This is a genomic window from Desulfosporosinus paludis, assembly GCF_045689965.1.
Classification (GTDB): Bacteria; Bacillota; Desulfitobacteriia; order Desulfitobacteriales; family Desulfitobacteriaceae; genus Desulfosporosinus; species Desulfosporosinus paludis.
This window is the reverse complement of the sequence record NZ_CP144211.1, coordinates 1,319,886-1,345,599: the sequence shown is the minus strand read 5'-3', so window position 1 is coordinate 1,345,599 and position 25,714 is coordinate 1,319,886. Positions and strand designations below refer to the sequence as shown.

Annotated in this window: 36 protein-coding genes and 1 pseudogene; 29 read left to right on the top strand and 8 right to left on the bottom strand. The window is 42.0% G+C overall.

What is annotated here, in order from left to right; genetic code table 11:
• The first annotated feature begins 128 nt into the window (after positions 1-128).
• The 7 genes from VZF35_RS06975 (at position 129) to VZF35_RS06945 (ending at position 5,352) form a co-directional block, all read left to right on the top strand.
• The gene (locus VZF35_RS06975) at positions 129-761 is read left to right on the top strand and encodes a TetR/AcrR family transcriptional regulator (RefSeq protein WP_407312231.1); all 633 of its coding nucleotides are present in this window, start codon (positions 129-131) and stop codon (positions 759-761) included.
• A gap of 12 nt (positions 762-773) precedes the next feature.
• Entirely contained in the window at positions 774-1,664 is an 891-nt protein-coding gene (locus tag VZF35_RS06970; protein WP_407312229.1) for an ABC transporter ATP-binding protein, read from the top strand.
• The gene (locus tag VZF35_RS06965; RefSeq protein ID WP_407312227.1) at positions 1,661-3,190 is read left to right on the top strand and encodes an ABC transporter permease; all 1,530 of its coding nucleotides are present in this window, start codon (positions 1,661-1,663) and stop codon (positions 3,188-3,190) included. The genes VZF35_RS06970 and VZF35_RS06965 overlap by 4 nt, the downstream gene beginning before the upstream one ends.
• 300 nt (positions 3,191-3,490) lie before the next feature.
• Positions 3,491-3,787: a putative quinol monooxygenase gene (locus VZF35_RS06960; RefSeq protein WP_407312225.1), complete on the top strand. Its 297-nt coding sequence runs from the start codon at positions 3,491-3,493 to the stop codon at positions 3,785-3,787.
• Positions 3,788-3,890: 103 nt separating this feature from the next.
• Positions 3,891-4,355 (top strand): pyridoxamine 5'-phosphate oxidase family protein, encoded by a 465-nt coding sequence (locus VZF35_RS06955; RefSeq protein WP_407312223.1) that lies wholly within the window; start codon positions 3,891-3,893, stop codon positions 4,353-4,355.
• Positions 4,356-4,490: 135 nt separating this feature from the next.
• Positions 4,491-4,769 carry a transposase gene (locus VZF35_RS06950; protein ID WP_407312221.1) on the top strand — a complete coding sequence of 93 codons (279 nt, stop codon included), beginning with the start codon at positions 4,491-4,493 and terminating at the stop codon, positions 4,767-4,769.
• Between the two features lie 388 nt (positions 4,770-5,157).
• On the top strand, positions 5,158-5,352 hold the full coding sequence (locus tag VZF35_RS06945) for a hypothetical protein (RefSeq protein WP_407312219.1): 195 nt from the start codon (positions 5,158-5,160) through the stop codon (positions 5,350-5,352).
• Positions 5,353-5,411: 59 nt separating this feature from the next.
• Here the strand turns inward: VZF35_RS06945 and VZF35_RS06940 are convergent, their stop codons facing one another.
• Complete coding sequence (locus VZF35_RS06940; RefSeq protein WP_407312217.1) at positions 5,412-7,127, bottom strand: methyl-accepting chemotaxis protein; 1,716 nt, start codon at positions 7,125-7,127, stop codon at positions 5,412-5,414.
• A gap of 405 nt (positions 7,128-7,532) precedes the next feature.
• Here VZF35_RS06940 and VZF35_RS06935 point away from each other — a divergent pair, with 405 nt between their 5' ends.
• From VZF35_RS06935 to VZF35_RS06920, 4 genes are all read left to right on the top strand, one after another.
• Positions 7,533-7,925, top strand: coding sequence for a DUF3795 domain-containing protein (locus VZF35_RS06935; RefSeq protein WP_407312216.1), 393 nt, complete (start codon positions 7,533-7,535; stop codon positions 7,923-7,925).
• A gap of 247 nt (positions 7,926-8,172) precedes the next feature.
• On the top strand, positions 8,173-8,631 hold the full coding sequence (locus tag VZF35_RS06930) for a GNAT family N-acetyltransferase (protein ID WP_407312214.1): 459 nt from the start codon (positions 8,173-8,175) through the stop codon (positions 8,629-8,631).
• A 224-nt stretch (positions 8,632-8,855) separates the two neighbouring features.
• Positions 8,856-10,049 carry an SIR2 family protein gene (locus tag VZF35_RS06925; protein ID WP_407312212.1) on the top strand — a complete coding sequence of 398 codons (1,194 nt, stop codon included), beginning with the start codon at positions 8,856-8,858 and terminating at the stop codon, positions 10,047-10,049.
• The gene (locus tag VZF35_RS06920) at positions 10,028-10,351 is read left to right on the top strand and encodes an SIR2 family protein (protein WP_407312210.1); all 324 of its coding nucleotides are present in this window, start codon (positions 10,028-10,030) and stop codon (positions 10,349-10,351) included. Before VZF35_RS06925 ends, VZF35_RS06920 begins: the two co-directional genes overlap by 22 nt.
• Positions 10,352-10,367: 16 nt before the next feature.
• Here the strand turns inward: VZF35_RS06920 and VZF35_RS06915 are convergent, their stop codons facing one another.
• Positions 10,368-10,784: a hypothetical protein gene (locus VZF35_RS06915; RefSeq protein ID WP_407312208.1), complete on the bottom strand. Its 417-nt coding sequence runs from the start codon at positions 10,782-10,784 to the stop codon at positions 10,368-10,370.
• A gap of 288 nt (positions 10,785-11,072) precedes the next feature.
• Between VZF35_RS06915 and ltrA the strand changes: the two genes are divergently transcribed.
• Together ltrA and VZF35_RS06905 are read left to right on the top strand one after the other, a co-directional pair.
• The gene (gene ltrA, locus VZF35_RS06910; RefSeq protein WP_407312206.1) at positions 11,073-12,392 is read left to right on the top strand and encodes a group II intron reverse transcriptase/maturase; all 1,320 of its coding nucleotides are present in this window, start codon (positions 11,073-11,075) and stop codon (positions 12,390-12,392) included.
• A 219-nt stretch (positions 12,393-12,611) separates the two neighbouring features.
• Positions 12,612-12,929, top strand: coding sequence for a hypothetical protein (locus VZF35_RS06905; protein ID WP_407312204.1), 318 nt, complete (start codon positions 12,612-12,614; stop codon positions 12,927-12,929).
• A 77-nt stretch (positions 12,930-13,006) separates the two neighbouring features.
• Here VZF35_RS06905 and VZF35_RS06900 read toward each other — a convergent pair whose 3' ends face one another.
• From VZF35_RS06900 to VZF35_RS06890, 3 genes and pseudogenes are all read right to left on the bottom strand, one after another.
• The gene (locus tag VZF35_RS06900; RefSeq protein WP_407312202.1) at positions 13,007-13,204 is read right to left on the bottom strand and encodes a hypothetical protein; all 198 of its coding nucleotides are present in this window, start codon (positions 13,202-13,204) and stop codon (positions 13,007-13,009) included.
• A 275-nt stretch (positions 13,205-13,479) separates the two neighbouring features.
• Positions 13,480-15,068, bottom strand: a pseudogene (locus VZF35_RS06895) (IS1634 family transposase).
• A gap of 275 nt (positions 15,069-15,343) precedes the next feature.
• A complete protein-coding gene (locus VZF35_RS06890; RefSeq protein WP_407312200.1) occupies positions 15,344-16,000 on the bottom strand; it encodes a transposase in 657 nt (218 codons plus the stop codon).
• 339 nt (positions 16,001-16,339) lie between these two features.
• On the opposite strand from VZF35_RS06890, the gene VZF35_RS06885 reads away from it, so the two are divergent.
• From VZF35_RS06885 to gvpJ (VZF35_RS06810), 16 genes are all read left to right on the top strand, one after another.
• Positions 16,340-16,792 carry a hypothetical protein gene (locus VZF35_RS06885; protein WP_407312198.1) on the top strand — a complete coding sequence of 151 codons (453 nt, stop codon included), beginning with the start codon at positions 16,340-16,342 and terminating at the stop codon, positions 16,790-16,792.
• 246 nt (positions 16,793-17,038) lie between these two features.
• Positions 17,039-17,245 carry a gas vesicle protein GvpJ gene (gvpJ, locus tag VZF35_RS06880; RefSeq protein ID WP_407312196.1) on the top strand — a complete coding sequence of 69 codons (207 nt, stop codon included), beginning with the start codon at positions 17,039-17,041 and terminating at the stop codon, positions 17,243-17,245.
• A 69-nt stretch (positions 17,246-17,314) separates the two neighbouring features.
• Positions 17,315-17,680, top strand: a complete 366-nt coding sequence (locus VZF35_RS06875; RefSeq protein WP_407312194.1) for a hypothetical protein — start codon at positions 17,315-17,317, stop codon at positions 17,678-17,680.
• A 5-nt stretch (positions 17,681-17,685) separates the two neighbouring features.
• Positions 17,686-18,570: a gas vesicle protein GvpN gene (gene gvpN, locus VZF35_RS06870; protein ID WP_407312192.1), complete on the top strand. Its 885-nt coding sequence runs from the start codon at positions 17,686-17,688 to the stop codon at positions 18,568-18,570.
• Positions 18,571-18,620: 50 nt separating this feature from the next.
• A complete protein-coding gene (locus tag VZF35_RS06865) occupies positions 18,621-18,812 on the top strand; it encodes a hypothetical protein (protein ID WP_407312190.1) in 192 nt (63 codons plus the stop codon).
• Positions 18,813-18,921: 109 nt separating this feature from the next.
• Positions 18,922-19,146 (top strand): gas vesicle protein GvpJ, encoded by a 225-nt coding sequence (gene gvpJ / locus VZF35_RS06860; RefSeq protein WP_407312188.1) that lies wholly within the window; start codon positions 18,922-18,924, stop codon positions 19,144-19,146.
• A gap of 15 nt (positions 19,147-19,161) precedes the next feature.
• Positions 19,162-19,434 carry a gas vesicle protein GvpO gene (gvpO, locus tag VZF35_RS06855; protein WP_407312186.1) on the top strand — a complete coding sequence of 91 codons (273 nt, stop codon included), beginning with the start codon at positions 19,162-19,164 and terminating at the stop codon, positions 19,432-19,434.
• A gap of 61 nt (positions 19,435-19,495) precedes the next feature.
• Positions 19,496-20,209, top strand: a complete 714-nt coding sequence (locus VZF35_RS06850; RefSeq protein ID WP_407312184.1) for a GvpL/GvpF family gas vesicle protein — start codon at positions 19,496-19,498, stop codon at positions 20,207-20,209.
• Between the two features lie 44 nt (positions 20,210-20,253).
• Positions 20,254-20,460, top strand: a complete 207-nt coding sequence (locus tag VZF35_RS06845) for a gas vesicle protein GvpG (protein WP_407312182.1) — start codon at positions 20,254-20,256, stop codon at positions 20,458-20,460.
• The gene (locus tag VZF35_RS06840; protein WP_407312180.1) at positions 20,457-21,536 is read left to right on the top strand and encodes a GvpL/GvpF family gas vesicle protein; all 1,080 of its coding nucleotides are present in this window, start codon (positions 20,457-20,459) and stop codon (positions 21,534-21,536) included. The genes VZF35_RS06845 and VZF35_RS06840 overlap by 4 nt, the downstream gene beginning before the upstream one ends.
• Positions 21,529-21,729, top strand: a complete 201-nt coding sequence (locus VZF35_RS06835) for a gas vesicle protein (protein WP_407312178.1) — start codon at positions 21,529-21,531, stop codon at positions 21,727-21,729. Before VZF35_RS06840 ends, VZF35_RS06835 begins: the two co-directional genes overlap by 8 nt.
• Positions 21,726-22,475, top strand: a complete 750-nt coding sequence (locus VZF35_RS06830) for a GvpL/GvpF family gas vesicle protein (protein WP_407312176.1) — start codon at positions 21,726-21,728, stop codon at positions 22,473-22,475. Before VZF35_RS06835 ends, VZF35_RS06830 begins: the two co-directional genes overlap by 4 nt.
• On the top strand, positions 22,472-22,804 hold the full coding sequence (locus VZF35_RS06825) for a gas vesicle protein K (RefSeq protein WP_407312174.1): 333 nt from the start codon (positions 22,472-22,474) through the stop codon (positions 22,802-22,804). Before VZF35_RS06830 ends, VZF35_RS06825 begins: the two co-directional genes overlap by 4 nt.
• Positions 22,805-22,820: 16 nt before the next feature.
• Positions 22,821-23,189: a gas vesicle protein gene (locus VZF35_RS06820; protein ID WP_407312172.1), complete on the top strand. Its 369-nt coding sequence runs from the start codon at positions 22,821-22,823 to the stop codon at positions 23,187-23,189.
• 229 nt (positions 23,190-23,418) lie between these two features.
• The gene (gene gvpA, locus VZF35_RS06815; RefSeq protein WP_407312170.1) at positions 23,419-23,631 is read left to right on the top strand and encodes a gas vesicle structural protein GvpA; all 213 of its coding nucleotides are present in this window, start codon (positions 23,419-23,421) and stop codon (positions 23,629-23,631) included.
• Positions 23,632-23,746: 115 nt separating this feature from the next.
• Complete coding sequence (gvpJ, locus tag VZF35_RS06810; protein ID WP_407312168.1) at positions 23,747-23,959, top strand: gas vesicle protein GvpJ; 213 nt, start codon at positions 23,747-23,749, stop codon at positions 23,957-23,959.
• A 52-nt stretch (positions 23,960-24,011) separates the two neighbouring features.
• Here gvpJ (VZF35_RS06810) and VZF35_RS06805 read toward each other — a convergent pair whose 3' ends face one another.
• The 3 genes from VZF35_RS06805 to VZF35_RS06795 all read right to left on the bottom strand — a co-directional run bounded on the left by VZF35_RS06805 (position 24,012) and on the right by VZF35_RS06795 (position 25,682).
• On the bottom strand, positions 24,012-24,326 hold the full coding sequence (locus tag VZF35_RS06805) for a hypothetical protein (protein WP_407312166.1): 315 nt from the start codon (positions 24,324-24,326) through the stop codon (positions 24,012-24,014).
• An 85-nt stretch (positions 24,327-24,411) separates the two neighbouring features.
• Positions 24,412-24,696, bottom strand: a complete 285-nt coding sequence (locus VZF35_RS06800) for a glycosyltransferase (RefSeq protein ID WP_407312164.1) — start codon at positions 24,694-24,696, stop codon at positions 24,412-24,414.
• Between the two features lie 179 nt (positions 24,697-24,875).
• Positions 24,876-25,682, bottom strand: a complete 807-nt coding sequence (locus tag VZF35_RS06795) for a hypothetical protein (protein WP_407312162.1) — start codon at positions 25,680-25,682, stop codon at positions 24,876-24,878.
• Between the last annotated feature and the right edge of the window lie 32 nt (positions 25,683-25,714).

Here is a 25,714-nt window from a genome sequence, read left to right as displayed (position 1 = left end):
GAAAGGGAAACTATGTAGCATTGACTAATTCGGTCAATAACGATAGAATATGATTGACTGAATTAGTCGGTATAATAAAAATAAATATGACCCCAATAGTCAATAATGATAATAAAGGAAGGATCTCCATGGTCAAAGAAAACAAGACAAGCGTACCCGGTTTAGAAGATTCCAAACGTATGAGTATCTTAAATGCTGCGATGACGGAATTTTGCAGTGGTTACGAAAAAGCCTCGACTGATGCCATCGTCAAATCTGCCGGTGTATCAAAGGGTTTGTTATATCATTACTTTGGATCTAAAAAGAATTTGTTTTTACAGGCGTATGACGATGCGATCAAAACTGTCATGGCTGAGTTTTATAATTTGATCAACCTGGATGAGAGAGATATTTTGGAACGATGGAGACAAATCGCCTTGCTTAAGATGGACTTGATGAAGAAATACCCGATGATTTTTAATTTCATCGCCCACGCCTCGTTCCCGGATAGCGAAGAGGTTAAAAGCAGCATCACTGAGCAGCAAAATAAGCTTACTAATGACGTATATCCAAAATTGTTTTATGATATCGACTGCACTCTATTCCGTCAGGATATCGAGGCGGACACGGCAATCAGCGTCATCATCTATACCATTGAAGGCTATGCGCAAAATGTAGCGGACCCCGCTAAGTCGACAGCGGATTACTATGGCGAATACGACCGGTATTTAAGCGATCTTGAACGCTACATCCGGCTTTTCAGAAGCAGCTTTTATCGTTAGGAGGAAATTACGATGGCAATCATTGAAATAAATGGCCTGACTAAGTCTTACGGAAAAACACAGGCGCTTCGCGGTATCGATCTATCCGTGCAGCAAGGTGAAGTCCACGGGTTCATTGGCATGAACGGTGCAGGAAAATCCACCACGATCCGCATCTTACTCGGTATGCTGAAAAAGAATGGCGGGGAGGTAAAGCTGCTGGGCGGCGATCCTTTCAAGGACTGTGTAGAGCTGCATAAACGCCTTGCTTACGTGCCCAGTGAATTCAATCCGTGGCCCAATCTAAGCGGCGGGGAGGTTATCGACCTGCTTTCCCGTATGCGCGGCAAGCCGGAGGCCAAACGGCGCGGGGAATTGATCGAGCGTTTCCAGTTTGACCCCAGCAAAAAATGCCGCAGCTATTCCAAGGGTAACCGGCAAAAAGTTGCGCTGATTGTGGCGCTTGTGTCGGATGTCGAGCTCTATATTTTCGACGAACCGACCTCCGGGCTTGACCCTTTGATGGAATCGGTGTTTCAGGATTGCGTGCGAGAATTGGCGGCGCAGGGCAAAACCGTGTTCCTGTCCAGCCATATCCTGGCAGAGGTCGAAAAGCTGTGCGATCGTGTAACGATTATCAAAGAAGGGCGAATTGTGGAATCGGGAAGCCTGCGTCAGTTGCGGCAATTCTCGCGGCTGATCGTGCAGGCGGAATGCAGGCGGCCTGTCAGCGGAATGGAGCTGCCGGGCATCTACGGTCTCCGCTGCGAGGGAAACAAGCTGAGCTTCAGCGTCGATGCCGCAGCCCTCAATGCGGCCTTGAAAAAGCTGACGGAATATGAAACGGTTTCCCTCCACTGTGCTCCGCCGGAACTGGAGGACCTATTTTTACACTATTACTCCAAAGGCGGTGAAGCGCAATGAAAGAAAAGGGATATACAGCGACAGGGAAGCTGTTGAAACTATATCTTCGGAATAACAAGGTGATCACCTTGCTGCTCATTTTTCTGCCATTTCTCTTTGCTTATGCCGCCGCGGCGTCCAACATGGCAGTGCTACGAACACCGGAGCAGCTAAGCACCTATATTGCGGAAAATCAGGGCAACCTGCTCCAGGGCATCATTGCGGCCAACACCATTGCAGCCGTGACAATCTGGCGCATCCGGCTTTCCACTGCAATCATCATGTCAATTCTCAGTATCGTGCTTATGATCAACAACACTCGCAAGGATGAGGAACTAGGTAGGCTGGAGCTCCTTCGCGCCGGTGCCGTAGGCCCGGAAGCGCCGCTGACGGCGGCACTCATCAAAGTATTGGGCGCCAATTTGCTGGGCGGACTGATGATGGACATAGGATTTATCGCAGCTGGTTTTCCCGCGACGGGGTCGTTTGCAGCAGGGCTTTCTACTGCTCTTTGCGTCTGTTCGTTTATTGCCATGGCAGCCATTGCAGCACAGGCAGCTCCGAATGCGAGCTTAGCCCGCGGTTTCTCTTTTGGAGCGATTGCTTTCTTCTTTGTGTTCCAGATTATCGCCAATGCTGCAGGAAACGAGAGACTCCTGCTCTGGACGCCCTTCGGCTGGTGCGCCTACGCTCGTCCCTTTGCAGGGGAGAATTTCCTGCTGTTTGCCTTTGCAATTCCGGTCATCGCGTTACTGGTGGTTATCGCCTATAGTTTGTCGGACAGGCGCGACATGGGCAGCAGCTATCTACGGGAACGACATGGCAGAGTTTATGCGCAGGAAGGATTCAATAGCCCTTTGGCACTTGCTTGGCGTCTGCAAAGAAGCATGCTTATCGTTTGGGTGGCAGCATATGCTCTAATGGGAATGATTATGGCGTCCCTCATACCCAGTATCAATAAGATGTTTGCAGGTACGGATTTCCTGCCCGAACTGTCGGCAGTTTTAGGCGGAGCCGGGCGCGCCTTTCTGGCGATACTGGCTTATATTCTAACGCAAGTGCTGACTGCCTATGTGATTATGGCGGTATTGCGTATTCGGGAAGAAGAAGCTATGAACCGTGCCGAATTGGTGTTATCTTCCGCAGCGTCACGCCTGCGCTATGCGGCGGGTTATGTACTGATTGCCTTTGCCGGCAGCGCGGCGGCCCTCGCGATCTTCGGCTTTTTCACCGGTGATTTTGCCTCCTCTATGGCACGGCTTCCGGCAGTGTGGCTGATTGCTTCGGTTACGGTTCTTATATATGGGTGGATACCTCGCGCGGCGGCGCCGGTAGGATGGGGATTGTTCGGTGTCTCGCTCTTGCTGGAGTTTTTATGGGAGATCAGGGTAATCGGCAATCCTGTGTTTAGGCTTTCTCCTTTTTCCTGGGTTTACCCAGGTGTCACGGTATCATTCACTCCCATTTTTACGATGCTGCTGCTTGCCGGCCTATTGGTCAGCCTGGGTCTGATCAGCTTTTCGCGCAGAGATATGATCACGGAATAATAAGCCCCCATGACAAACAACTGCCAAGTCCCAATTCCGTGGCGGCAATGCATAATGTTTGTAACGGCACAGGAGGTGTTGATCGCAGCATATAATCCCTCCGTAAATGTACTTGCGCTAGATTATCTTGACATCTAAGGGTATTTTCATAATACTAAATAATAAAAGAATGCATGTACGCAGAATAAACTAACCCGGTATTTTCAACGTAAATGGAGAATGCGGGTAATGCTCAAACTCAGCAAGATATAGCTGGTATACTATTTATCCTAAATTCGGATGTTAAAGGAGAGAGGGTATATGTTAGTTAAAATCGTAACCATATACGTCAAAGAGTCAGAGATCAAGGCGTTCATTGAGGCAACAAAGGAAAACCGGAGGAATTCCCTCCAGGAAGAAGGCATAGAGAGCTTCGACTTTTTTCAGTGCAGGGATGATTCCTCAAGATTTGTGCTTTATGAGGTTTACAGTTCTCAGAGCGCTATGGATAATCATCTTAAAACTGCGCATTTTAAAACGTGGAATGAGACCGTCAGCCCTTATTTTGCTAAACCCGTAGACAGGGCGATCTACATTCCGGCAGCGGAGAATATCTAAATAAATTTGGTGTGGTTCACTTATTTTTGCAGGGGACATTTAGTTTTGTGAGGTATACTTATTTTGGAAGGAGAATCCGATTTTTTCGGGTGCGTAAAAAACAATGTTTAAGGAAATGAGAAATAGAAAAAGGCAATTGGACAATGATGAGACGCGGGAAATACTTATTAACGGCGAATACGGGGTTTTGGCGACCAGCGGTGAAAATGGCTACAGCTATGCCACTCCGCTGAATTATGTCTACCTTAATAATAAGCTATATTTCCATTGCGCGGCCGAGGGCCATAAATTGGCTAATATAGCGCTGAACAACAGGGTCTCCTTTTGCGTTGTCGGCAAAACGCAGGTGGTGCCCGGTAAATTTACGTCAAGATATGAAAGTGTGATCCTATTCGGGAAGGCATTCCTTGCTGATGAACGTGAAAAAAGGGAAGCCTTAATGGAATTTATCAAAAAATATTCTCCGGACTATGAAAAGGAAGGAGAAAATTATATTAACAAAGCTATTCAACATACGTGCGTTGTTAAAATAGAAATTGAACGGATAACCGGCAAGGCGTCCCGATAAGCAGCTCAACAAATTACAGAACGGAACTGATGCCGATTCCATAAATGATTAGCTGGCCAGGTAGATAATTGGTATGCTCCCCTCAAGGTGACAGGTTAAATAACAAAAATCTGTTACTAGAAGGGGAGCATTTCTATGTCCAGAAAAAGTAAATATACTGCAGTAGAAAAGTATAAAATCTTAATGGAATATGCAGATGGAATAAGTACGATTAGGGAAATCACTAATAAGTACGACATTAATGATGATACTTATTTCATATGGAGATACAACTTTGATAAATATGGGTTAAATGGCTTGAGAGAATCCAAGACATCTAAAAAATATTCAAAGGAACTGATGGATCAAACGGTAAGTGATTATCTTTCAGGGGACTACTCGCTAAAGAAACTTGCTTGCGACCCTAATTGTTAAAGTATGTTTCCGTGAACGGAGCACGTTGAGACCGTGACTAGTTTGAAAACACTCACAGATTAAGAATCCGCTATTCATGCTGGTTGTATGGTTTTAGAATATTCGGAATTGAATCGGAAACAGGCGCAATGTTTTCTACCTACGTCCACAGGAACATGTTGTCTCTTCTTGGATGTAATATATGGGAATTAAGTTTAACTAGTATTGTGATGGAACGTTGTATAACGGGAAACTTTCATGCATGGTTTGGACGGGGGAAAAAGCGGAGATGGCATCAAAGCCTTACCTATTGTTATTATCCAGTATGTAATTGTTTCCATTGGTGTTGTAGTTTTTACTGTGATTATTTAATTCCTCTGGAGAACTGGAGGAAGTCCGAAACAAAAGGTTGGATCATGATAAGGTAAACGACTTGAAGGCCGGATTGAAACAAAGGTTTGATGAGATTGTACAGACAATAAACAGTAGGAATTCACTGCTTGAAGAGTTCGATGAAGAAATATTTAATGCGTTGGTTCTCACGCCAACGCATTTTATTTTTGAGTTTAAAAGCGGAATGAGGGTAGAGGAAGGAGGGAAGTGAAAATTTAAACAAAAATTTTTACATTCCGTTGAAGTTGGGGACACCTCTTTCATATTTAACTAAATAGTAAATTTACTAACAACATTTTGTAGCTCCGTTGCCATAGTGGCCAAATTTTGGGACGATGAAGCAACTTGCTCCATCGCCGCTGTTTGTTCCTCGACTCCATCAGATATCGTTTGAGCTTGAGATGAAGTTTCTTTACTGAAACTATCAATTTTTTCTGCGGAAGTTACTATATGTTCAATGCCATTCGCTACTTGTTGAATCGTAGCCGTTATTTCTTCCACTCGTGACGAAACATATTCTACGAGTTTAGCAATTTCACCAAATGATTGTTCAGCTACATTAACGACTTCAATACCTTTTCTTACATTTTCGACCTCGTCTTTCATCGCCATTACTGCCAATCCGATGCTATCGTTGTTTTGATTGATAAGAGTCGTAATTTCCTTTGTGGATCCACTTGATTGTTCCGCAAGTTTTCGAACTTCCTCAGCAACCACTGCAAAACCTCTACCATGTTCACCAGCTCTTGCTGCTTCAATAGCCGCATTAAGAGCTAGTAAATTAGTCTGTTCTGCAATGCCTGTTATAAATTGAATAATATTTCCGATTTTCTCAGAACTCGTTGAAAGTTCTTTGATTCGTTGTTCGATGGTATCTGTGCCGACACTGATACTATTCATCTGTTGAATAACTTCATCTAATGCTTTTTCTCCTGCTTGAGTGGTCGTCAGTGTTTTGGACATAAAACCAGCAATCTCACTACTACTGGTGGAGACTTCCTGCGTACTCGCAGATATTTGTTCTATAGCAGAAGTTGTTTCATCGATGGCATTCGCTTCTTTTTCAGTCCCATGTGCCACCGTTTCTATGGCTGATGCTATTTGATTTGCGGCTTGTGCATTTTCCTCAAGAATAGCACTTAGCTCTTCAGCTGAAGAAGTTACTTGTTCAGAAGAATTATTAACGTGTTTAACTAATACAAGTAGATGTTCTTTCATTAGGTTAAAACTCGTAGCTAATTTACTAACCTCATCATTTCCTTTGATAATGACATCCTCTACGGTTAAATCTCTATTTGAGACCCGTTCCACTCCTGCTAGAACTTTTTTGATGCTATTGGTAATTAAACTAGCAATTACCCCCCCTACTAAAAGACCTAAAAGAATCGCTACAATAGTTAGAATAAGTATGATTTTTTGAGCTGCGAAATTATCAACATCATTTTTGGCATAAATATCATCTGCTTGTTTTGCATTGTAATCAGCGAGTTCTTGCAACGTTGCATTCATAGTATCAAGGTGAGATTGAGCATTGTTCGCATAATATTCTTCTCCCCCTTTTATGTCACCTTGATTTGCCATATCAATCGATTTTTGTCTTTCCGTTCTATATGTATTGAGCTCTTGATCTATTTTAGGCGTTCTTTCTTTTTCATATGGGTCATTAGCTAATTTCGAATACGATGTAAAGTCTTTATTAAGATTATCTGACCTTAAAATCATCTCACTTTGTAGTTGTTGTTGAGTGGCTTTATCTTGTGCCCAAAAAAAATGATAGGTTGCTGCCTCGCCAGCCCTACCCTGCGCTCGTGCGTCATTTATGTACTTTATAGACATTAAGGAGTTTGAATATATGTACTCCATTTGAGCGTTTCCTTTGTTATTGTAATAATAGCCAATAAAACCGACCGTCCCAATAAACAAAGTCATGAGTATAACGAGTGATAAAATTTTTGTCCTGATCTTCCAGTTTCTAAACCAATTCATTAAGTTCTCCTCCAAATTTCGAATTTATTGCCTACTTTATTTTTCTTTGGTGTTTCCTTAAACATTATATACCCTTTTTAGACCATGGTCCGATCATAAGGTTCCAATTTTAGGGCATATACTTCCAAATTTTTATTTTAAATTCTTTTAAATTTGGGTCCGTTAAAAACATTTAGTAAAGCTCCTAAAAATAATATTCTCTGTTTTAGTCCAAATTTCTCTCTTACAGCCGATTTGCCTGCTTTCATTTTCTCTTTTTCTGGCTCATTTTGCGTGTTTAAACCGAAGCGTTAAAGTCCGTTTTTCGCTCGTTTACGTCGATTTACTATGGTGTTTTTTTGCGGGATGGATAGGTGCGAATGTTTGTAAATCATGATTTGTGACAGTATGGTAGAGGGGTTTCATATGAATAAGCTGGCTTTTTGTGGAAATGATTGTTCGGTATGTCCGAGGTACATAGCTACTGAAAAAGGTGATATTTCTCAACTAAAAGAGGTTGCGGAATTATGGTTTCAAGTTGGATGGCGTGATACAGTTGTATCTCCTGAGGAAATCAAGTGTTATGGGTGTTTAACTTCAAATTTTTGTAGGTATGGAATACAACAGTGTGCGAGTACAAAAGAAATAGATAACTGCGGAATGTGTTCAAGCTATCCATGTGAAATAAGCTCCAAAACATTTAAACAGACCAAAATATACTCCGATATCATTAAAGATAAATGTTCTAATGAAGAATATATTACGTTACAGTTGGCATTTTTTCAAAAGAAAGCGAACCTTGACAGACTTCATTCGTAATAAATATGGGGCATTTGGACTAATTCCAGACACATCCAGACAACCCAAATCGGCGGTATTTCGAGGACAGCATCGACGGCGAATTATCTCGCCGCTTGCGCCCTGCTATGTTCAAGAAGAAATAACCGCCTCTTTCAAAGCCTAGCCAGCAGTCGAGTGGCGAGTTTTACGTGTGGGGTCTCACCGGGTGTGATCCTTCTAGCCGGAGGGCGTTCGAGGGGTTGTTTTATGGAATGGGGGTAGGATTTTGAACGTTACATTTGTCGAAGGTAGCGAAGAACTGTTAGATAGAGTAGCTCCACTTTGGGAAAAATTGAATGAGCATCATGTTGGTATTTCAACCTTTTTCAAAGAGCACTTAGGAAAAAGGACATTCAATCAGAGAAATCAACAATGGATTGAAAAAGCGAAGCACGGATTTTTGAGAATTGACTTAGCCGTGGAGAAAACTTCTGACAAGGTCATAGGATATTGCGTAACCGTCATTCATGATGATTACGGTGAGATTGATTCGATATATGTTGAAGAGACTTTTAGAAAAATGGGGGTAGGAGGCTCCCTTATTGAATTAGCACTGAAATGGTTGGATAAGAAAGCCGTTATGAAGAAAAGGATTAATGTTGCTGTAGGTAACGAACTAGTCTTGCGTTTTTACCAAAGATTTGGCTTTTATCCGAGGGCAATCATATTGGAACAAAAAACCTAAAACTTATAAGAGATTTAGTTAACATCCCTGCGAGAAAATCACCCATCGGTTCGCTTTGCCAGGTTCAAGAAGCCGCCTTGATATAACGGCTTGCTGGTATCAAGTGCCGAGTCTTGCGTGGGGTCAACGAAGATAGCCCTTTTACCCAGAGTTGGAGGTAAAATTCAGGTCTACCTAGCGCCTGCTATGATTTGGGCTTTGGACTTTTATTACTGGAGGATACAATGGAACTTCAAGATTTTATAAAGAACTTAACATTTGAAAATAACAGCGTGCGATCCTATATATTATTTGAAACGCTAGTACTAAAATTATTAAGTAAATATTTAGACGAGCAATCGAAAATTATAATATTTGATAATGATAAAATTAAAAAAGATTCTACTTCACGGATTGGTATTTATGACGGGTTAATTCCAGAAGGAATCGATGAATTACCTGGTCCGACGGCAGTAGAAATAAAGTTTTATCGCAACATAAAATCAAATTTGAGTTCCCTAAAGAATACCATAGCTAGTATTATTAATGATGTTAACATTAAAAGTTTACTTTTGATAATCGGAACTAGACTTTCAGAAAAAGATAAAAACTTAATAATGAACAACAGAGAAAAAACAATAGTAGAAATTTGGGATTTTGACAAATTATCTGTTCTTTGGAATATGTACTCCGAATATGTCAACGATATAGTACCTAATCTATCTGAAATAATGATTAGTAATATAGTATCGAATAGTATAAATCTTCCGTCAAACGAATGGAAAATTAAACGTGACCAATTATTGAAAGAGTTAAAAGAATCTTACCAAAAAGATGACTTAGTGTTGTTTTTAGGAGCAGGGGTTTCCAGAAAAGCAGGTGTTCCTGATTGGGGTACTCTTGTTTCTGATTTACTTGTAAATATGATAAGTGATAAACTAGGGGAACTTAACGTTACAATGAATGAACAAGAACAAGAGGCAATAATCCAGGAAATTAAATCATCAAATGACTCATCACCATTATTACAGGCTCGGTATATCCGAACTGGACTTGAAAAATCTTTTTTTAAAGTTTTAACGAGAGCGTTGTACAAGAACTTTAATCAGAATAATTATGGAACTTCAGATTTGCTAAAGTCTATTTCAAGGTTATGTATACCTCCAAGAAATGGAATTGGAATTAAGGCAGTCGTTACATATAATTTTGATGATCTAATAGAAATCAACTTGGAAAAAGGTGGTGTATCTCATAGGACTATATATAGAGAAATGGATATTGCATCACAAGATGAACTCGGAATATACCATGTACATGGTTTTCTTCCGCGAGAAAATCAAGATCTAGAGATATCGCCTGATAACCTACTGGTGTTTTCTGAAGAAGGGTATCATTCATTATTTTTAGATCCATATTCATGGCTAATATTGTGCAATTGAATTTATTACGTGAAAATACATGCATTATGATAGGATTATCAATAACAGACCCGAACTTACGCCGATTACTCGACATTGCCGTACGAAAGAACGTTAAGCCAAAACATTATGTAATACTAAAAAGACCTGCATTTGAACAAAAGATCAACGACAATGATACAATAAGGCAAGATGTTATATCAAAATACGCATCTGTTGATCAACAATTACAAGAAAAATCATTACTCGAGTTAGGGTTAAAGGTAATTTGGATTGAGAATCACGATGAAATTCCCGGTATTTTAGATACCATTAAGAGTTAATAGATTGCAAGAATCTCTAAGTCCACGTAACTTGGACACTAATTCTGGCTGTACTCATGGATCGATAATCGGCAACACTGACCGCATTATCATTAAGTTCAAGAAGAACATGCGGTTTGAAATAACCGCCTCGATTGCGCCAGGATAAGTCTGGTAAAGGGGAATGCCAATAGGCTGAAACCTTTAGTAGGAACCTTGCAGGGGGAAGTGACCTGCCCGGTAAAGTTTGGTCAACAGCCGGAAGCGAGTCTTGCATGTTAGGAAGCAATTTCCAGCTTGAAGCGTAGACAGCGAGTGCAAAAGCCGTGTGATTGAGCCTCGAAAAGTTAATAATGTTGGAGCCTTCGTCTTTCGAGGGTCGGGGGCAGCACAGTGGTACTGTAGCGACCTGGTACCAATGTCCGACCGGGGTCAAAGAGCAGGGCAAATGCACGAAAGGTTCCCCAGGAACCTGGGAGGAACTGTTATGTCCATCCTGATTGCCGGGGGGAAACCGGAATAACAACTCCAGGCTTCCCATGGCCTGGTCTCAGCCGTTGGGAAGAGCAAACAATGAGAACAAGGGTGGTACCGTCAAGCGAAGGAAACGAAGTGCGGCGGGAAGCGTAACAGCTCGTCGTAATGCCGTCATAGTACCCATGAAGTAGGAGAACTCACCTGAGAGGATCCTACCGAGGGAAGGGCGTTGCATCTTAATATGGAATCGTTGAGAGGAAACACTATGAATGCATCGGAATTCAGCTCAGTGTCAACGAAACAACAACGAATAGCACAACTGGCGAAGCAGTCGTCGGAAATGGTCTTCACATCGCTGGCATATCACATGGACGCTGAATGGCTCATGGAGGCCTACAAGCGGACAAAGAAGAATGGTGCCACAGGTGTAGACGGTGTAACGGCAAGGGAATACGAGGTTAATCTGGAAGAAAACCTCAAGAGTCTCCTTGAACGAGCCAAATCAGGACGCTACCAAGCCCCTCCTGTGAAAAGAGCCTATGTTCCAAAAGGTCAGGGAACAGGAGAACTTAGGCCAATCGGCATACCCACTCTGGAGGACAAGGTACTCCAAAGGGCGATTTGTATGCTAATCGAACCCATATATGAACAAGACTTCGAAGATTGTTCATTTGGGTTCCGTCCAGGACGGTCACAACACCAGGCACTGGAAGTCATCTGGAAAGGAACCATGGATATAAACGGCGGGTGGATATTAGATGTCGATATTCGGAAATATTTCGATACTATCGACCATACACAAGTACAGGCAATGCTTCGACAGCGGGTAAATGATGGAGTCATAACAAGACTTATAGGTAAGTGGTTAAATGCAGGAGTACGAGAGAAAGGGCAGCTTAGTTATCCAGAATCTGGATCCCCTCAGGGAGGCGTGATTTCACCGCTTTTGAGCAACATCTATTTGCATTATGTAATGGATGTCTGGTTCGAAACGGTGGTCAAGCCGCGAATGCAGGAGAAGGTATTCATGGTTCGTTTTGCTGATGACCTAGCGATAGGGTTTACGATTAAGCAGGACGCCATGCGAGTGCTGGAGGTACTTCCTAAGAGATTTGCGAAATTTGGGTTAACAGTGCACCCCGAGAAAACGCGTCTGGTCTCCTTCAATCGACCGAAGAAGTCAGACTTGAAACCGAGCGAGGATACAGGGACATTTGACTTCTTGGGATTTACTCACTATTGGGGTCGAAGTCAGAAAGGGAATTGGGTAGTCAAGCGGAAAACTTCGAGTAAGCGTCTGAGCAGCAAAATAAAAGGAATAGGGGAATGGTGTCGGAATAACCGACATCTACCCATACGAGAACAGCATAAAACCTTATGTGTAAAGCTGCAAGGGCATTATCAGTACTATGGCATTACAGGAAATTCCAAAAGTCTTAACTCTTTCCTTCGTGAAGTTGAGCGATTGTGGCTGAAATGGCTCAATCGACGGACGCGAAAAGGCAAGAAGAGTTGGGACTCGTTTCTTGACTTTCTCATTCACTTACCACTCCCAAAGCCAAAGATTATGCATTCCTACATTTAGCGAAACCATACTAAGAGGAACCGGATGCGGGAAATCCGCACGTCCGGTTTGACGGGGAGTCCGGGGCAGTAATTCCCCGTCTTATCCTACTTGCGAATAAATAGGCTCTTTTAGTTTCTTTTATAATCAGGAACAATCTTGACAGATTTTCCATATAGTAAAAATGAAGGGGGACAAGTTAGTCTTCCCTATCCAGAAAATAGTGGGAGGAAAATAACATTGAATGAGCAAGAATTAGACCTATTCCAAGAAGTACAGGATTCGGTTCAAAGATGTAGGCCCAACTGTGCTTGTAGGCCCTGCCCGCAAGGTGGTCGAGGATTTATAGAAGACAGTTTGTTTATTGTGAAAAATCACAGAATTATTTGGGTTGTAATCCTGTTTGATGGTGCATTTGCCTTTAAGGAAGTCTCACCAGAATGGCTGGAGATATTTTCGGAAGTAATAATGGATTCACCAAGTATTTTCGTGGAATTCGACAAGTGTCACAAAATAGTTGAGTATATTACGCACCAAGATAAAGTGCTGCCGAACTAATTTTCAATAAAAGTAAGTGTTAAAAGGGGCTGTCTCTTGTAGGAATTCCCATTTTGAGACAGCCCACTTCGTTTTACTTAGGCATTCTTTGCAACGTGTTTACTAGTGTACTTAGCTTGAAACTTGACCGTCTTATGGACCGATGTCTTAGAAGTCTGTTTTTTAGCCTGATGATGAGTACTCTTGGTTGAGGTTTGCGACACTTTGGAATGATGCACAGGGGAAGTAGTTTTAGCGCTTGCGACACCTGCTGTTCCTAATAGTAGACCGAACATAGTAATGAGTGCGATACTGACCTTGATCCGTTATCTCCTATTGCGTGATGAGTGTTATTATGTACTGGCGCCGATTTGTTATATATTGCCCTCCTGCCTTAATTGGAGGTGATTTTTTTGTTTTTCCAGATATATTTTGATAATTAAGCTACACACGGCGATGTTCGACATATTTCTGACTGGCGTTTGACAGTTAAAAAGTTAAAACCCTTGCAGTGCAAGGGCTCAGAAACCTTAAAAATGCGCGCACCACTACAATTCCCTCTTATTGGAAGTTAACAGATGATTTGTACTCTCTCTGGTATTTTGGCTCCCACAACTCTGAATGCCATGTTGGCAGCACCATGTACTTCAGTTCTTACGAGATGTTCACGCTCTTTAACTTTAAGTTTAACGATATTTACTTTCCGCAATGATCGGATGACATCGATATAACTGTATTCACTGCCGACCTCTTCAAGAAGCTTTTGGAACTTGATCTGTATTACCAGGGCTAGGAAACAGAGCATAATGTGGCCGCAGATTCGCTTTTCAGTCCAATGGTATACGGGTCTAAGATCAAGCGTACTTTTAAGGCTTCGGAAAGCTCTCTCAATTTGCCATAAATCTCGATAAGCTGTAGCTACTTCTTCTGTCGGCAGGCCAGTGTTTGTCTGAATGATGTATAGTCCATCAAAGAGTTCTGCTTGTTTCAACTTCTCTTCGTTAATGGTAGCAGCCTGATCCACAACATTAAGGTAACGTTTATATTCACTGTTACCAATTAAATCTTTGACGTTGCCGTTTTTTAGCCTTGCGCGAAGCTTTTCCTCAATGTGTTCACGGACAGCTTTGTCCCGTTTAGCTTCCTCTTCATTGAGGCAAACAATATAGCGGTTGTCATTTAATAAAACTTCTTTGACTTTTAGATTATCCTTACCATCAACCGTAAGATAGGGAGTGCTATCATGAATAATTTCCGGGGCACTTTTTATGCTACGCATCCGAACCCCCAAAATATATTGCAAATCAAGTTCTTTAAGAAGTTCTAGGGTTCGTTTACCCATCATTCCTCGATCACCAACGACAATCACGCGTTGAATCTTGAAGCGATGCTTTAAGTCTTTAACAGCTTCCATGAACGCTTCCGTATCAGGAGTATTTCCAGGAAAAACATGATGAGCAATGGGAATACCATCTCGAGACATTAAGACCCCAATCATGACTTGGAGCCGATCGGGACGATGATCCTTTGAGTGACCGTAATCCAGAAGATCGAAGGCTCCTACATCGCCTTCAACATAGGTACTCGTCGTATCGAAAAACACCAAATCAAGTTGCCCACTGAAGAGATCTGTATGCCGATAATAGAGCTGTTCTTCGATGACATCCTTATTTTCATCGAGAAAATCAAGAGCACGGTAGAAATGATGAAGCTGAAGAGATTCAAACTGGGGGCGATACACCGTATCTTTCCAATCGTTCACCCCTAGCTTGCTGGTAGGTTCGATTAAACGATTAAGGACCATGCAGAAAATAGCCTCTTGAATGTCGATGGTAATTTCACTTAGGGATAATAACTCAGCAATAATCTTATGTAACCCAAGTTTTTCCAAAGTTTACGAAAAACCATAGCAGGACCGTACTCTCGACTCCAATCAGCAAAGAGATCCTCAGCAGCAGATATTACAGCCACATTTTGAGAGAACTTAGCCAGAGAACGAATCAGATCGTCAAGTTTTCCATCCTGGAGCTCCTCCACTCTCCCTAGATTACAAAGGACTTTTTGACGAACTTTTCCTTCTTCGCGTTTACTCTCACATATTTGAAGGTAATGGCGTTTCGAGCCATCCCGATTGTTAGCGGATTTAATTCTTGCAAACATAGCAACACTATTATATCAAGAAACTATAGATTACAACAGTAATTATATGTAAATGTGCGGCACTACATTTATAAATTTGGTCCGTTTTTTGAGTTACTGCGGTGGATGAAACCTGCATGGCATGAGGTTATTTAAATTAAAAAGCAACTACTTTTGAGCAGTTGCTGTCAAACGCCAGATAAAGGTGGCGTCTGTATCCGTTTTCGAGTAACTGTTGCGCTCTGCCAGCAGTTCTTCTTGTTTTTCGTAGTTCTTCATACGAGGTAAGTAATCTTTCAACAAGACTCTTTTAACTTAATGAGTTTCTTTTCCTTTGGGTTTGTGGTCAACCGTTCATCGATCTTTTTAACCGTTTCTTCTATAGCTTGTGAGTCAATCGGTTTTTCTTCTCCTAGTTCTTCCAGGTTCCGGTCCCCATACTCCTTATTTTCTTTCTGATTGGTCAACTCCGCAAACTCAAAGAGTTCCCGGCACTTTTCCCGCAGCTTTTCTATGTAGCGCTTGGTTGATTTTCCCCAGACCCAGCTATACTTATTGGCGTTAGCTTCTATTTTTGTTCCGTCTAAAAAGTAATTTTCCAGCTTGATATAGCCTTGTTTATGTAAAAGTTCAACAACCTCACTAAAAATCTCAACCAACACGTCTTTCATACGTTCGCCCCGGAAGGTGTTGATGGTTTTAAAGTCTGGACTATTTCCTCCGCACAACCACATATACATGATGTTTTCGCGGGCTGCCTTTTCTATGCGACGGCTAGAAAACGTTTTATCGGCATAGGCATAAACGATCAGTTTGGTCATCATGACGGGATGATAGCTCGAACGTCCACCTCCCGGATATTTAGCTAAAAGAGGTTCCAGATTCATTTGATCGATAGCAGAGTTTACCACTCTGACCATATGATTAGGAGGAATAAGACATTCCAGATCCATCGGTAAGCTCAGTTGATTCTGATGGTACTCCTTAAAAACAACTGGTTATGTACTTTCTTTCTCGGTTTTGACAAGGAGAAAACACCTCCCCCATCTCGTTCTTTCCTTGCCTTAATTATACCATTTTTCTCCCAAATACGCGGAGAAACCGCCGAAATCTAATGATTTCTAGCGGTTTCTCTCGGCTGTGTTTTCACACAGCCCCTTCTGGGTGCAATTAAGCAGTCGTGCCCAAGCATTCCTGTATGTGCTCGGTAAGGGTAGCAAATCTTACTTTTTAAAATATGATAGGAGAAAGATCATGTTGAAGTATTTTGTGAAAGTGGGGTAAAGGTAAAGGTGGTTGGTGTAATTACAGTAGGTTTTTGTGGTGTAGCATTATTAATATTACTTATTATTATCCTGAAATCATACACGAGGTTCAATGAGATCGATAAAAAGTATGGTAAACCCTATATGGCGAAATTAGTCAAGATGATTGGTGGTCACCCGAAATTGAAACGAGGGTCGATGGCTATTTCGTTTCACCCCAAGGGTGCAATAGCATTTAATCGCAAGGTTTTTCTATTTTCCCAGATAGGTTTAATTAAGGTTATTCACAAATTACCTCAAGAATTAACAAATGGTAAGAAAACAACTGTAGATTTCGGGGTAGAAGAACAATATCTTTGCATTGTAGTAACGGATGAATCTGGGGAACATGAGGTTGTTTTTACTACAGGATCTGGTTTTCAAGAAGTTGCAAATGAATTAATACAAAAGTGGAATCTTTATAACCTTATTTCTAGATAGAGAAGAGTTTAAAAGAATGATTTTCGATTTAGTTAAGGATTCTATCCATTTTGTGGATTTGGTAACAGCGAGAGTCTGAGACACATACAGTGTAAAGGAACCGCGGGGGGGAATTATTTCTGAAAAGCTTGCTCACCTTTTCTCGAAAATAGCATAAATTGGGAGTAGGGAAGAAAAGAGCAGAAGAGCTCGGTTCGCGATATTCCCCAAAAAAATTCTTTTAAATTCGAAAGGTAGGTAAACAAAATGAAAAAGGACATTGATTCTTCAAGCTTAGCAGAAGTTGTGGACCGCATTTTAGACAAAGGTATTGTTATTGACGCTTATGTAAGGGTTTCTCTTGTGGGTATCGAACTTCTTGCTATTGATGCTCGGGTTGTCATTGCAAGTGTTAACACCTGGCTGAGATATGCAGCAGCTGTTGGCTTAACAGAACTCCAACACGATTTCTAATTTGAGTTAAGTCTTGTTAGGGAGGGGGAGAAACTCCCTCCTATTTATTTATTAAATAAAGGAGAAAAAATGATGAGTATGAATCTTACCGAATTAGGACGTGTGTTATGCCAAGAGTTAGACCAAAGGGAGCTCGAATTGAATACACTCCATTCGGAAATTCGAAAAAAGGTAATAAACGATCAGAAAGAACTTGTAAAACTGCAAGACGTTGACCGTATTAATCAACAGAAGGCTCGAACACAAATTCAAGAGGATGTTCGTGGCTTGTTAGATAAGTACAGAGTTGAAAGAAAAACCATGGAGCAGGTTCTGAAGGGCGACAGAGTTTTGCAAATTAATGAAATGAAGACCTGGGCTAATGAGCGAGGGGAAGAATTGAAGGGCTGGTATAAAGCTGGAAGGTATCTGTTAAGAAAGCGTACAGGGAGGTAAGGCAATTGTTGGATGGATTTATCGAAACCGCATATTTCAAGGACCTTACGAACCGCGCTTTACTCTATCTCGAAGCCGGTTATGCCGTTCATTTTTGTGGACCAGCCGGAACCGGGAAGACTGCTCTGGCAATGCATATTGCTGAGCTGTCGGGTTGCCCAGTAGTAACACTTCAGGGCAACGACGAGTATAAACCCTCTGATTTAGTGGGAGGCAACTCAGGAATGCGCAGAAAGAAAGTACTCGATAACTACGTTCATTCCGTTTGGAAGGCTGAAGAATCCATGGATAGTGTTTGGTATGACGGGAGAATAACTCATGCCTGCAGAAACGGCTATACTTTTGTATATGACGACTTCACTCGTTCAAGACCAGAAACCAATAATGTGCTCCTCTCTGTTTTGCAGGAACGGACCCTGGATTTATCTGCAATTCAAAAAGGAGAGACAAAGGTAACTGTCCACCCTGATTTTTCAGTTCTATTTACCAGTAATCCAGTAGAATATGCAGGGGTACACGTGCTTCAGGATGCTTTGAAAGACCGTGTTATTACTATCGAGCTAAAAGGTTTAGACCGTGAATCCGAGGTAGCTATTGTTGCAGGCCGATCAGGGTTGCCCTGGCGCGAAGCTGCTAGAATTATAGATGTCATTCGCGGGATTCGAGGAAATGATGTTAAGAAGCCCAGTGTTCGAGCAGCAATCATGGTCGCCACAATCTTGGCGACGAATGGATCAAGGCCTGTCCGAGCAAACCCTTTATTCTTCCAGATCCTAATGGATGTTATTGGGTCGGAATTATCCTATGAAAACAATGGCGAAGACAATTCTTTGCTTGCTGAACGTATTAAAGTGGAATTAGATAAGTATACCCCAGAGGATAGGAAGTGAAAATGATGCGCCAGCATCCACCTTTAAGGCCGAAGCTAATACGACCTACAATGCGTGATCATAAACCAAGTTACTTTCAGATGCACGTATACGACCAGGAATTGCAACGACTCACGGCAGAGCGAGCTGAGATAGCTAAACGAGTTAGCATCATAGAGGAAAGGGTACAGGTCGTTCAAGGGGAGTTACACAAACTTGAGCAGATGCTCAAACGAAGTGTGATCTCCCGTACGGGTAATTGAGCATTAATGCTCAGTCAAAATAGAAAAACACCAATGTTAAACTACTGTCATGATTTCTGATCCCCTATCATATATATGTCATAGATAAAGTTCGGGAGGGGGTCAGATCATGGCATTAAGTAAAAGCGTAGAGTCAAGTAGTTTAGCGGAGGTCATTGACCGAATTCTTGACAAGGGAATTGTCATTGACGCCTTTGTCAGGATTTCGTTGGTTGGAATTGAACTCATTACCATTGAAGCGCGTATTGTGATCGCTTCAGTGGATACCTATTTAAAATACGCTTCCGCCATCGGGCTTACCCTTGTTGACTCTTCCTCGATAATGAGGAATTAAAGGAGGAGATTAAGCATGGATATCAAACAATTGGTCAATGATGTAAAAACCTTCTTCCAAAGTGTCTTGGAAAAGGAGGCAAATGTCATTGGCGTAAGGCAGCACGAAAAAGGTTGGATGGTACAAGTTGAAACAATTGAAGATTCGGACTACCAGCGGCGCAGGGCACTTGATGACGTTGTGGGTCTTTATGAGGTAGAAGTAAGTAACAATATTGAGATTATAGGATACAAGAGGATCGGGTTGCGTGAACGGGACGAAATCGGTCAAATAGGTGACGAAGAATAAGTGTCTAAAGTCGTGTCGTGACATGACTTTCTTTTTCTTTTTTAGGTAAGGGGTGGGGAATTTGTATTATGGTTACGGTATTATTCGAGCAAACTCGATCAAAGCAGAATCGTGGAAATTAGACCCTAACCAAGAGCCTCTCTGCCTCATTGTAGAAGGTGAACTTGGGATGCTCTGTGCTAAGATTGACGATGACTCGATGGCAACGGCAACGAGAGAAAGTATGAGTCTCTACACGGATGTACTTTGTCAAGTTATTAAGCACACCACGGTAGTTCCTTTGCGTTTTGGAACTTTCTTCGATGAAGAAGAAGAAATCCGGAGAGTTTTAAAAAAAGAGAAAAAGAGTTATTCAAAGATTCTCACCAACCTGGACAACAAAATAGAAGTTGAACTCAAGGTTTGGTGGAAAAAAGAAAGTTTCCAAGAAACAATGATGAAAAACAAACGCTTAGACCGTTGGAAAAAATCGTTAGAAAGAGGAGAAGGCCAGGGTTACGATGTCGTAGAGTTCGGCAAGGCAATTATGGAAGTAGCTGATTATGAGCGTAAAGAAGTCGAAAAGTCATTTCTCGCAAAGCTTCGTCCCTTAGCTGCCGAGTGGGTGGTTAAAGATCCAATGGATGAATTCCAAGCCTTTAATGGAGTATATTTGGTTGAACGTCAAAAGGAAGAAGACTTTGATCAAGCCGTTGGAGCTCTTTATGAAAAGTACTCTGCAACTATGATTTTTAAATATACAGGCCCTTGGGCGCCGCACCATTTTGTTAACTAAGAAAAAACGTTACGTGAATTCTCGGCCTGGAGGATGGACAAAGTATGTTTAGATTTCCGATTTGGGCGATCAAACAAGTTATTGAACATGCAGAGGCTGAGTTCTATAGCCCTGAAGCCATACGGAGAGAACTTAGCCAGTGGCAATATATGCTAGAAAATCAAGAAATTACACCAGAGGAATATCGAGAACATGAAAAGCTGCTTTTTGCACGACTGATGGCTGGCCAGGAAAGAGGGATTGAAGAATGAAGTGGTCCCTTGGAGGGTGGGAACAGAAAGTAGAAAGGCTTGTGAATCAATGCGCGGATAAGGTTATCTTAGAACTGGAAGAAGTAATTATGACGCGTTTGAGAGAGGCAGGTGAAACTGTTATTCAGGGGCTTTTTGATGCTCCAGCTAGCCTGGTGTTTTCTGGAATAGAGCAGCATGAGGTTGGTGAAGAGGATAAAGCGCTTCAAGTGCTAATTAATGATGACAATAATAATCGTCAAGTTAACAAGGTGTGTGATTTTAGCAGAGCTGATCTAACACCATTAATTGATGATGAGGTTTTGTACGCTTTTGGCATTATTAATACAAATCAAGAGAGTACGTTTGATTTGATTGGTATGGAGAATAGACATTGTAGCATTGTTGAAAATGGAAACCTGGGTATGCTTGTCTGCCCAGTCCCTCGAAAAGAGTACAATGAAGATTCCCTCCATCTTCATATGGAGGATATGGCCTGGGTAGAGAGTCATGCGCGGCGTCATGAAGAAACCTTGTTGAAAACAATGGAGGATAGGTCTGTAATTCCCCTGCCCTTTTGTACGATCTTTACCAATGAGGAAAATATCAAGCGACAATTAGCCCAGAATACCGAGGAGTTACAAGAAGATTTGCAAAGGCTAGGAAGCCACAATGAGATGCATGTCAAACTCTTTGTTGATCAGAAACGGCTTTTAGAAAAGCTTCATGAAGAGCTACCGTATTCAGGTGGGCAAAGCGGAGGGGGGTATTTTCAAAAACGTCAATGGGAGAAAAAGATCGAAGAAGAAATGGAACGAGTCATGAACGACTATGGAGAATCTCTTTATCAAGATTTAAATAATATTTCTGCGGAAGTAATCCTCTTAGATAAGGCGGGAGTTCTCGTGCCGGAGGGACAACATGTTGTTTTTGCGGTGCAGTATCTAATGGCTAAGGAATGCCGTGAAGAATGGGATAAAAAGCTTGTAGAATTTGATGAAGCGGCAGATTCATTAGGTTTCATTTTAGATGTATCCGGTCCTTGGCCTCCCTATCACTTTTCACAGTTAATTAAGGAGGAAGCTATGGGTGGGTGATATTGCAAATTCAAAACAAGTTACGCTCCTTGAAGTTGTAGAGAAACTGCTCGATAAAGGAGTCGTTATCTCCGGTGATCTTATTCTTAGTTGTGGCAATGTTGATTTAGTGTATTTAAATTTAAAACTCGTTCTCACCTCGGTCCAGACGTTGCTCGAAGGGAACACCATAAAGAAAGATGTGAATCTATGAAAATACCCTATCTTTTGGGTTTTATTCGTAATTGTACTGATTTACCCAGCGAACCACCGTTGTTGACGGAATTGACAACGGTGGGAGAGCATAGTGTAATTTGGTGTAAGTCCCCAATTGAGATTTTTTCGACGAAACAGGAATTTTTATTGGCTATGTTGCAGTGGTTTGAACAAATCCGACAGCTTGAGTTAACGGTGCTGCCTATACAGTCCGGCGTGAGTGTTTCTAATGAGGATCATTTGGTTGAACTTTTACGGACTTATAAAAAAGAAATGGATCTGTGTTTTGACAAAGTGGAAGGCTGTTCGGAGTACTGTTTGAGTATTATGAATAGGAATCAGGAGTTCGCTCATTTATCATATTCATCGTTGAGAGAGAATGTGCAAAGTGGGAAGGAGTACCTTGATCGGGTGAGGGTATGGTGTCAGCTGGTAGAAAGGGAAGCGTTGCAGGCTCGAGAGGTCATTTCGTATTTTGGCTCACGGTTAACCCCATGGATTAAGGATTGTTGGTCTGAAATCCCTCAAACTCGAGGAGCCGGAATTAATTTGGGCTTTTTAGTGCCTAATACATGCCAACAAGAGTTTATCAATGAATCGAAAACACTTTTGGCTGAAGTTAATGTCACGGACGAATGGACAGGACCGTGGCTCCCGTTTCATTTCAGTTCATTTACTTTAAGACCGGAAAGTTTTCTTATTCACGAATCTTTGAATTGGGGGAAGGAGAGGGTTACCTCATGATCGAGGATGACGAATCGGGTGTAAAGATCGCAGAGTGTGTTGTAGATTTTGAAGGGCAAAGCACTGCAAGGCGTGTTAATGCTAATCAAGATAATGCGGATCAGGGGCTCGCAAAACTTGTACTTACTTTGGTGGAATTATTAAGGAGAGTAATGGAGCATGAAGCTTTGCGGCGCATTGATGGTGGAACATTAACAGAGTGGGAAATAGAAGAAATGGGAGAAACCTTCTTGAAATTGGATAACAAAATGATTGAAATGCGTGAGATATTTGGACTAAAAGATGAAGATCTAAACCTGGATCTAGGGCCTCTGGGAAATCTTATGTAGGGGGGTGGGGAGAAGCGTGGCAATTCAACATTCGAACAACAGTACTGGTTTGGGAGATCTCTTAGAACGTATTTTGGACAAGGGAATCGTGATCGCCGGGGATATAAAAATATCGTTGGCCGATGTTGAACTATTAAATATCAAAATACGCTTGCTTGTGGCATCCGTGGACAAAGCTAAAGAAATGGGGATTGACTGGTGGGTGCATGATCCTTATCTTTCGTCACGCGCGAGAGTACCTGAACAACAAGCAATTACTGGAAATGCAGAACCAGTACATATTCTGATGGATGAGGTCGCAGAAGTTAGCTTAATGGCCAGAGAAGAGAAAGAATCAATTGAAGAGAAAGATTCGATTATAAAAAGACCGAGATATCGAAATTAACGTATCGAGTAAACAGGGAGGGTGAAAGCCTTCCCTGTTATTTTTTTTGTATCGATGATTATCCGCTACTGGATAAGAGCTAAATTTCAGATGGAGGTTAACTCCTATCTTAAATAAGTTTCCTTTATGAGAAGAAAAATCGAAGATTTTCAATCACCCTTGTCCATTATGGAACATATGTTGTGGTAGGACAAGTACAAATACAAGAATAAGGAAGGAGGGAAAACGCATGAAAAAGGATGTCGATTCCTCAAGCTTAGCAGAAGTTGTCGACCGTATTCTGGAGAAAGGGGTAGTCATAGACGGATATGTAAGGGTTTCTCTTGTTGGCATTGAACTTTTAACGGTGGATCTGCGTGTCGTGATTGCTAGTGTCAATAGTTTTTTGAGATATGCCTGTGCAGTAGGGCTAACCACCGAGTATCACGGTGACTTGTTTTAACAAAAGGGGAGGGAGAAATCTTTCCTTAAATTTACTTTAAAGTTGAAGATTTTTAAACACCCTTGTTCGATATGAGGCATAAGCTATGGTAGGACAAGGTAAGGAGGAAAAATGTATGAAAAAGGATGTCGATTCCTCAAGCTTAGCGGAAGTTGTCGACCGTATTCTGGAGAAAGGAATAGTCATAGACGGATATGTAAGGGTCTCACTAGTTGGTATTGAACTTTTAACGGTAGATTTACGTGTCGTGATTGCAAGTGTCAATACCTTCTTGAGATATGCTTGCGCCGTGGGGCTAACCACCGAGCATCACGAAGATTTGTTTTAACAAGAAGGGAGGGAGAAATCCCTCCTTTTTACAATGTACAGGGTCGTCTCCCCTACTCGATCACGGTTTTATTAGCTTCCAGAGTCATTGTTGCTACTTTGGACCAAGGATAATGGTCATGTATATGCTGATTTAAGGGCAGGGGAGAGGCATTAAAGGATTGTTCAAGTGCCTTACGAAAGCTTATGTCATCGAGTGGATGAACATAAAGGGCCATATCTTGGAAATATTCATTAGGGCTTCCTTGGTTTATGGAGATCACAACGGTGCCGCAGACACCGGCCTCTATGCTGGATAAGCCTGGGGTTTCAAACCAACAAGGCATGGGCTTTGGCGGCCGAATAAGCTGAAGCGAGAAGTATCCCATGTAGAGAACTTCTCCCCTAAGAAACTTAGACAAGGGATAGTATAAGAAAAAGTAAAAAAATAAATGACATAAAAAGGGAATAGAGTTATAACTTTTCTAGAAACGGCCGAATCGACTGGATGCGATGATGATAGGTATGATTGCGGTACACTTCTTCCTGACCATGGCGAGCAATTTTTTGTCGGAGATCCTCTCGGCTTAGATAAAAATGCACAAGTTCTAACGTCTCCTCCGGATGACGACTCCAGACGAGATGGACATAGTTTTTAAATGTGTTTTCAATGGTTGGGGACCAGTGCGTTTGGAAGAAGGCCTGACAGCCTAAGGCTTCGAAGGTGCGCATGCTCATCATGGCGGGAGAATCTATCACGGAATGCAACTCTAAAACAATCTTTGCTGAGGAATAAGCGCAGGGTAGCTGTTCAAGGGCTAAATATCCTCGATAAATCTCAGGTGGCAGGGTGTATTAGTATGTGTTCACAAGCCAGTGTTCATTACCGAAAATCTTTAAATGAAATGGACCAGAACGCAAAGGGGTGAGAATTGTTTCTAGCCCAGTCTCCTTTGGGGATAGGAAGTATAGTAATTAGCGACAAGAAGTAAATCACAAGTATACTCAATGGAAGGTTGGTTCTGTAGGGCGATGAAAGGCGGGGTTACAGGCAAAGTGGAAATACAGCGCACGTATTTTCTCGCGCTGATAAAAGGGTATACATTCCTCTGCAGGGTAAGGAACCAGTCTCGCCCCGCGTCCCAAAGGACGGGACATTCGGCTCCAATCTGGGAGATCATCAATGGCCCAATAGACGAGCGGAAGGGAATGACGGCGTAAAAGAGGAAAAAGTTTCTTTGCAACTTTGAAATCGAAACCCCTTCAGCATGGGCGAAATATGGCTTCCAGCTCCTTAACAGGTTAGTCAAACGGCTGATGGTTAAAAAATGGAGGTTCCCCTGCCTATCAAAGTTGACATTATTAAGGGGCTCACGTGGGTGAACTACTTCTCCCATTCGGGTACTTTGCCAAGAGACACCATTCCAAAGGCGATGTTCGATATGCCAGAGATTGGGAACTACTGGATGAGTTAAGGCGTAAAAAATATGTATCATCTTGCCTTGGGGAAAGAGAAAAAGCCGACGGTATTTTGTGGCACCAACATCTAGTTTGGCAATGAGCGTTGTCTGGGGTGCTGAAGTTCCAGAAACCAGAGTGTAACAGAGTTCTCCGCTGGTTTTAAGTACCACGAGATGGACGGTTAAGCAATGGTTCTTGTATCCGAAAGGAGGGTTCTCTGCTTCCTTCACCGAAAAGAGTTCATCCTTGAGGAGTGACGTGCGGGTACATGGATTCATGTTCATCTATTAGAAGAAGGGGAGTCATTATGGTTTTA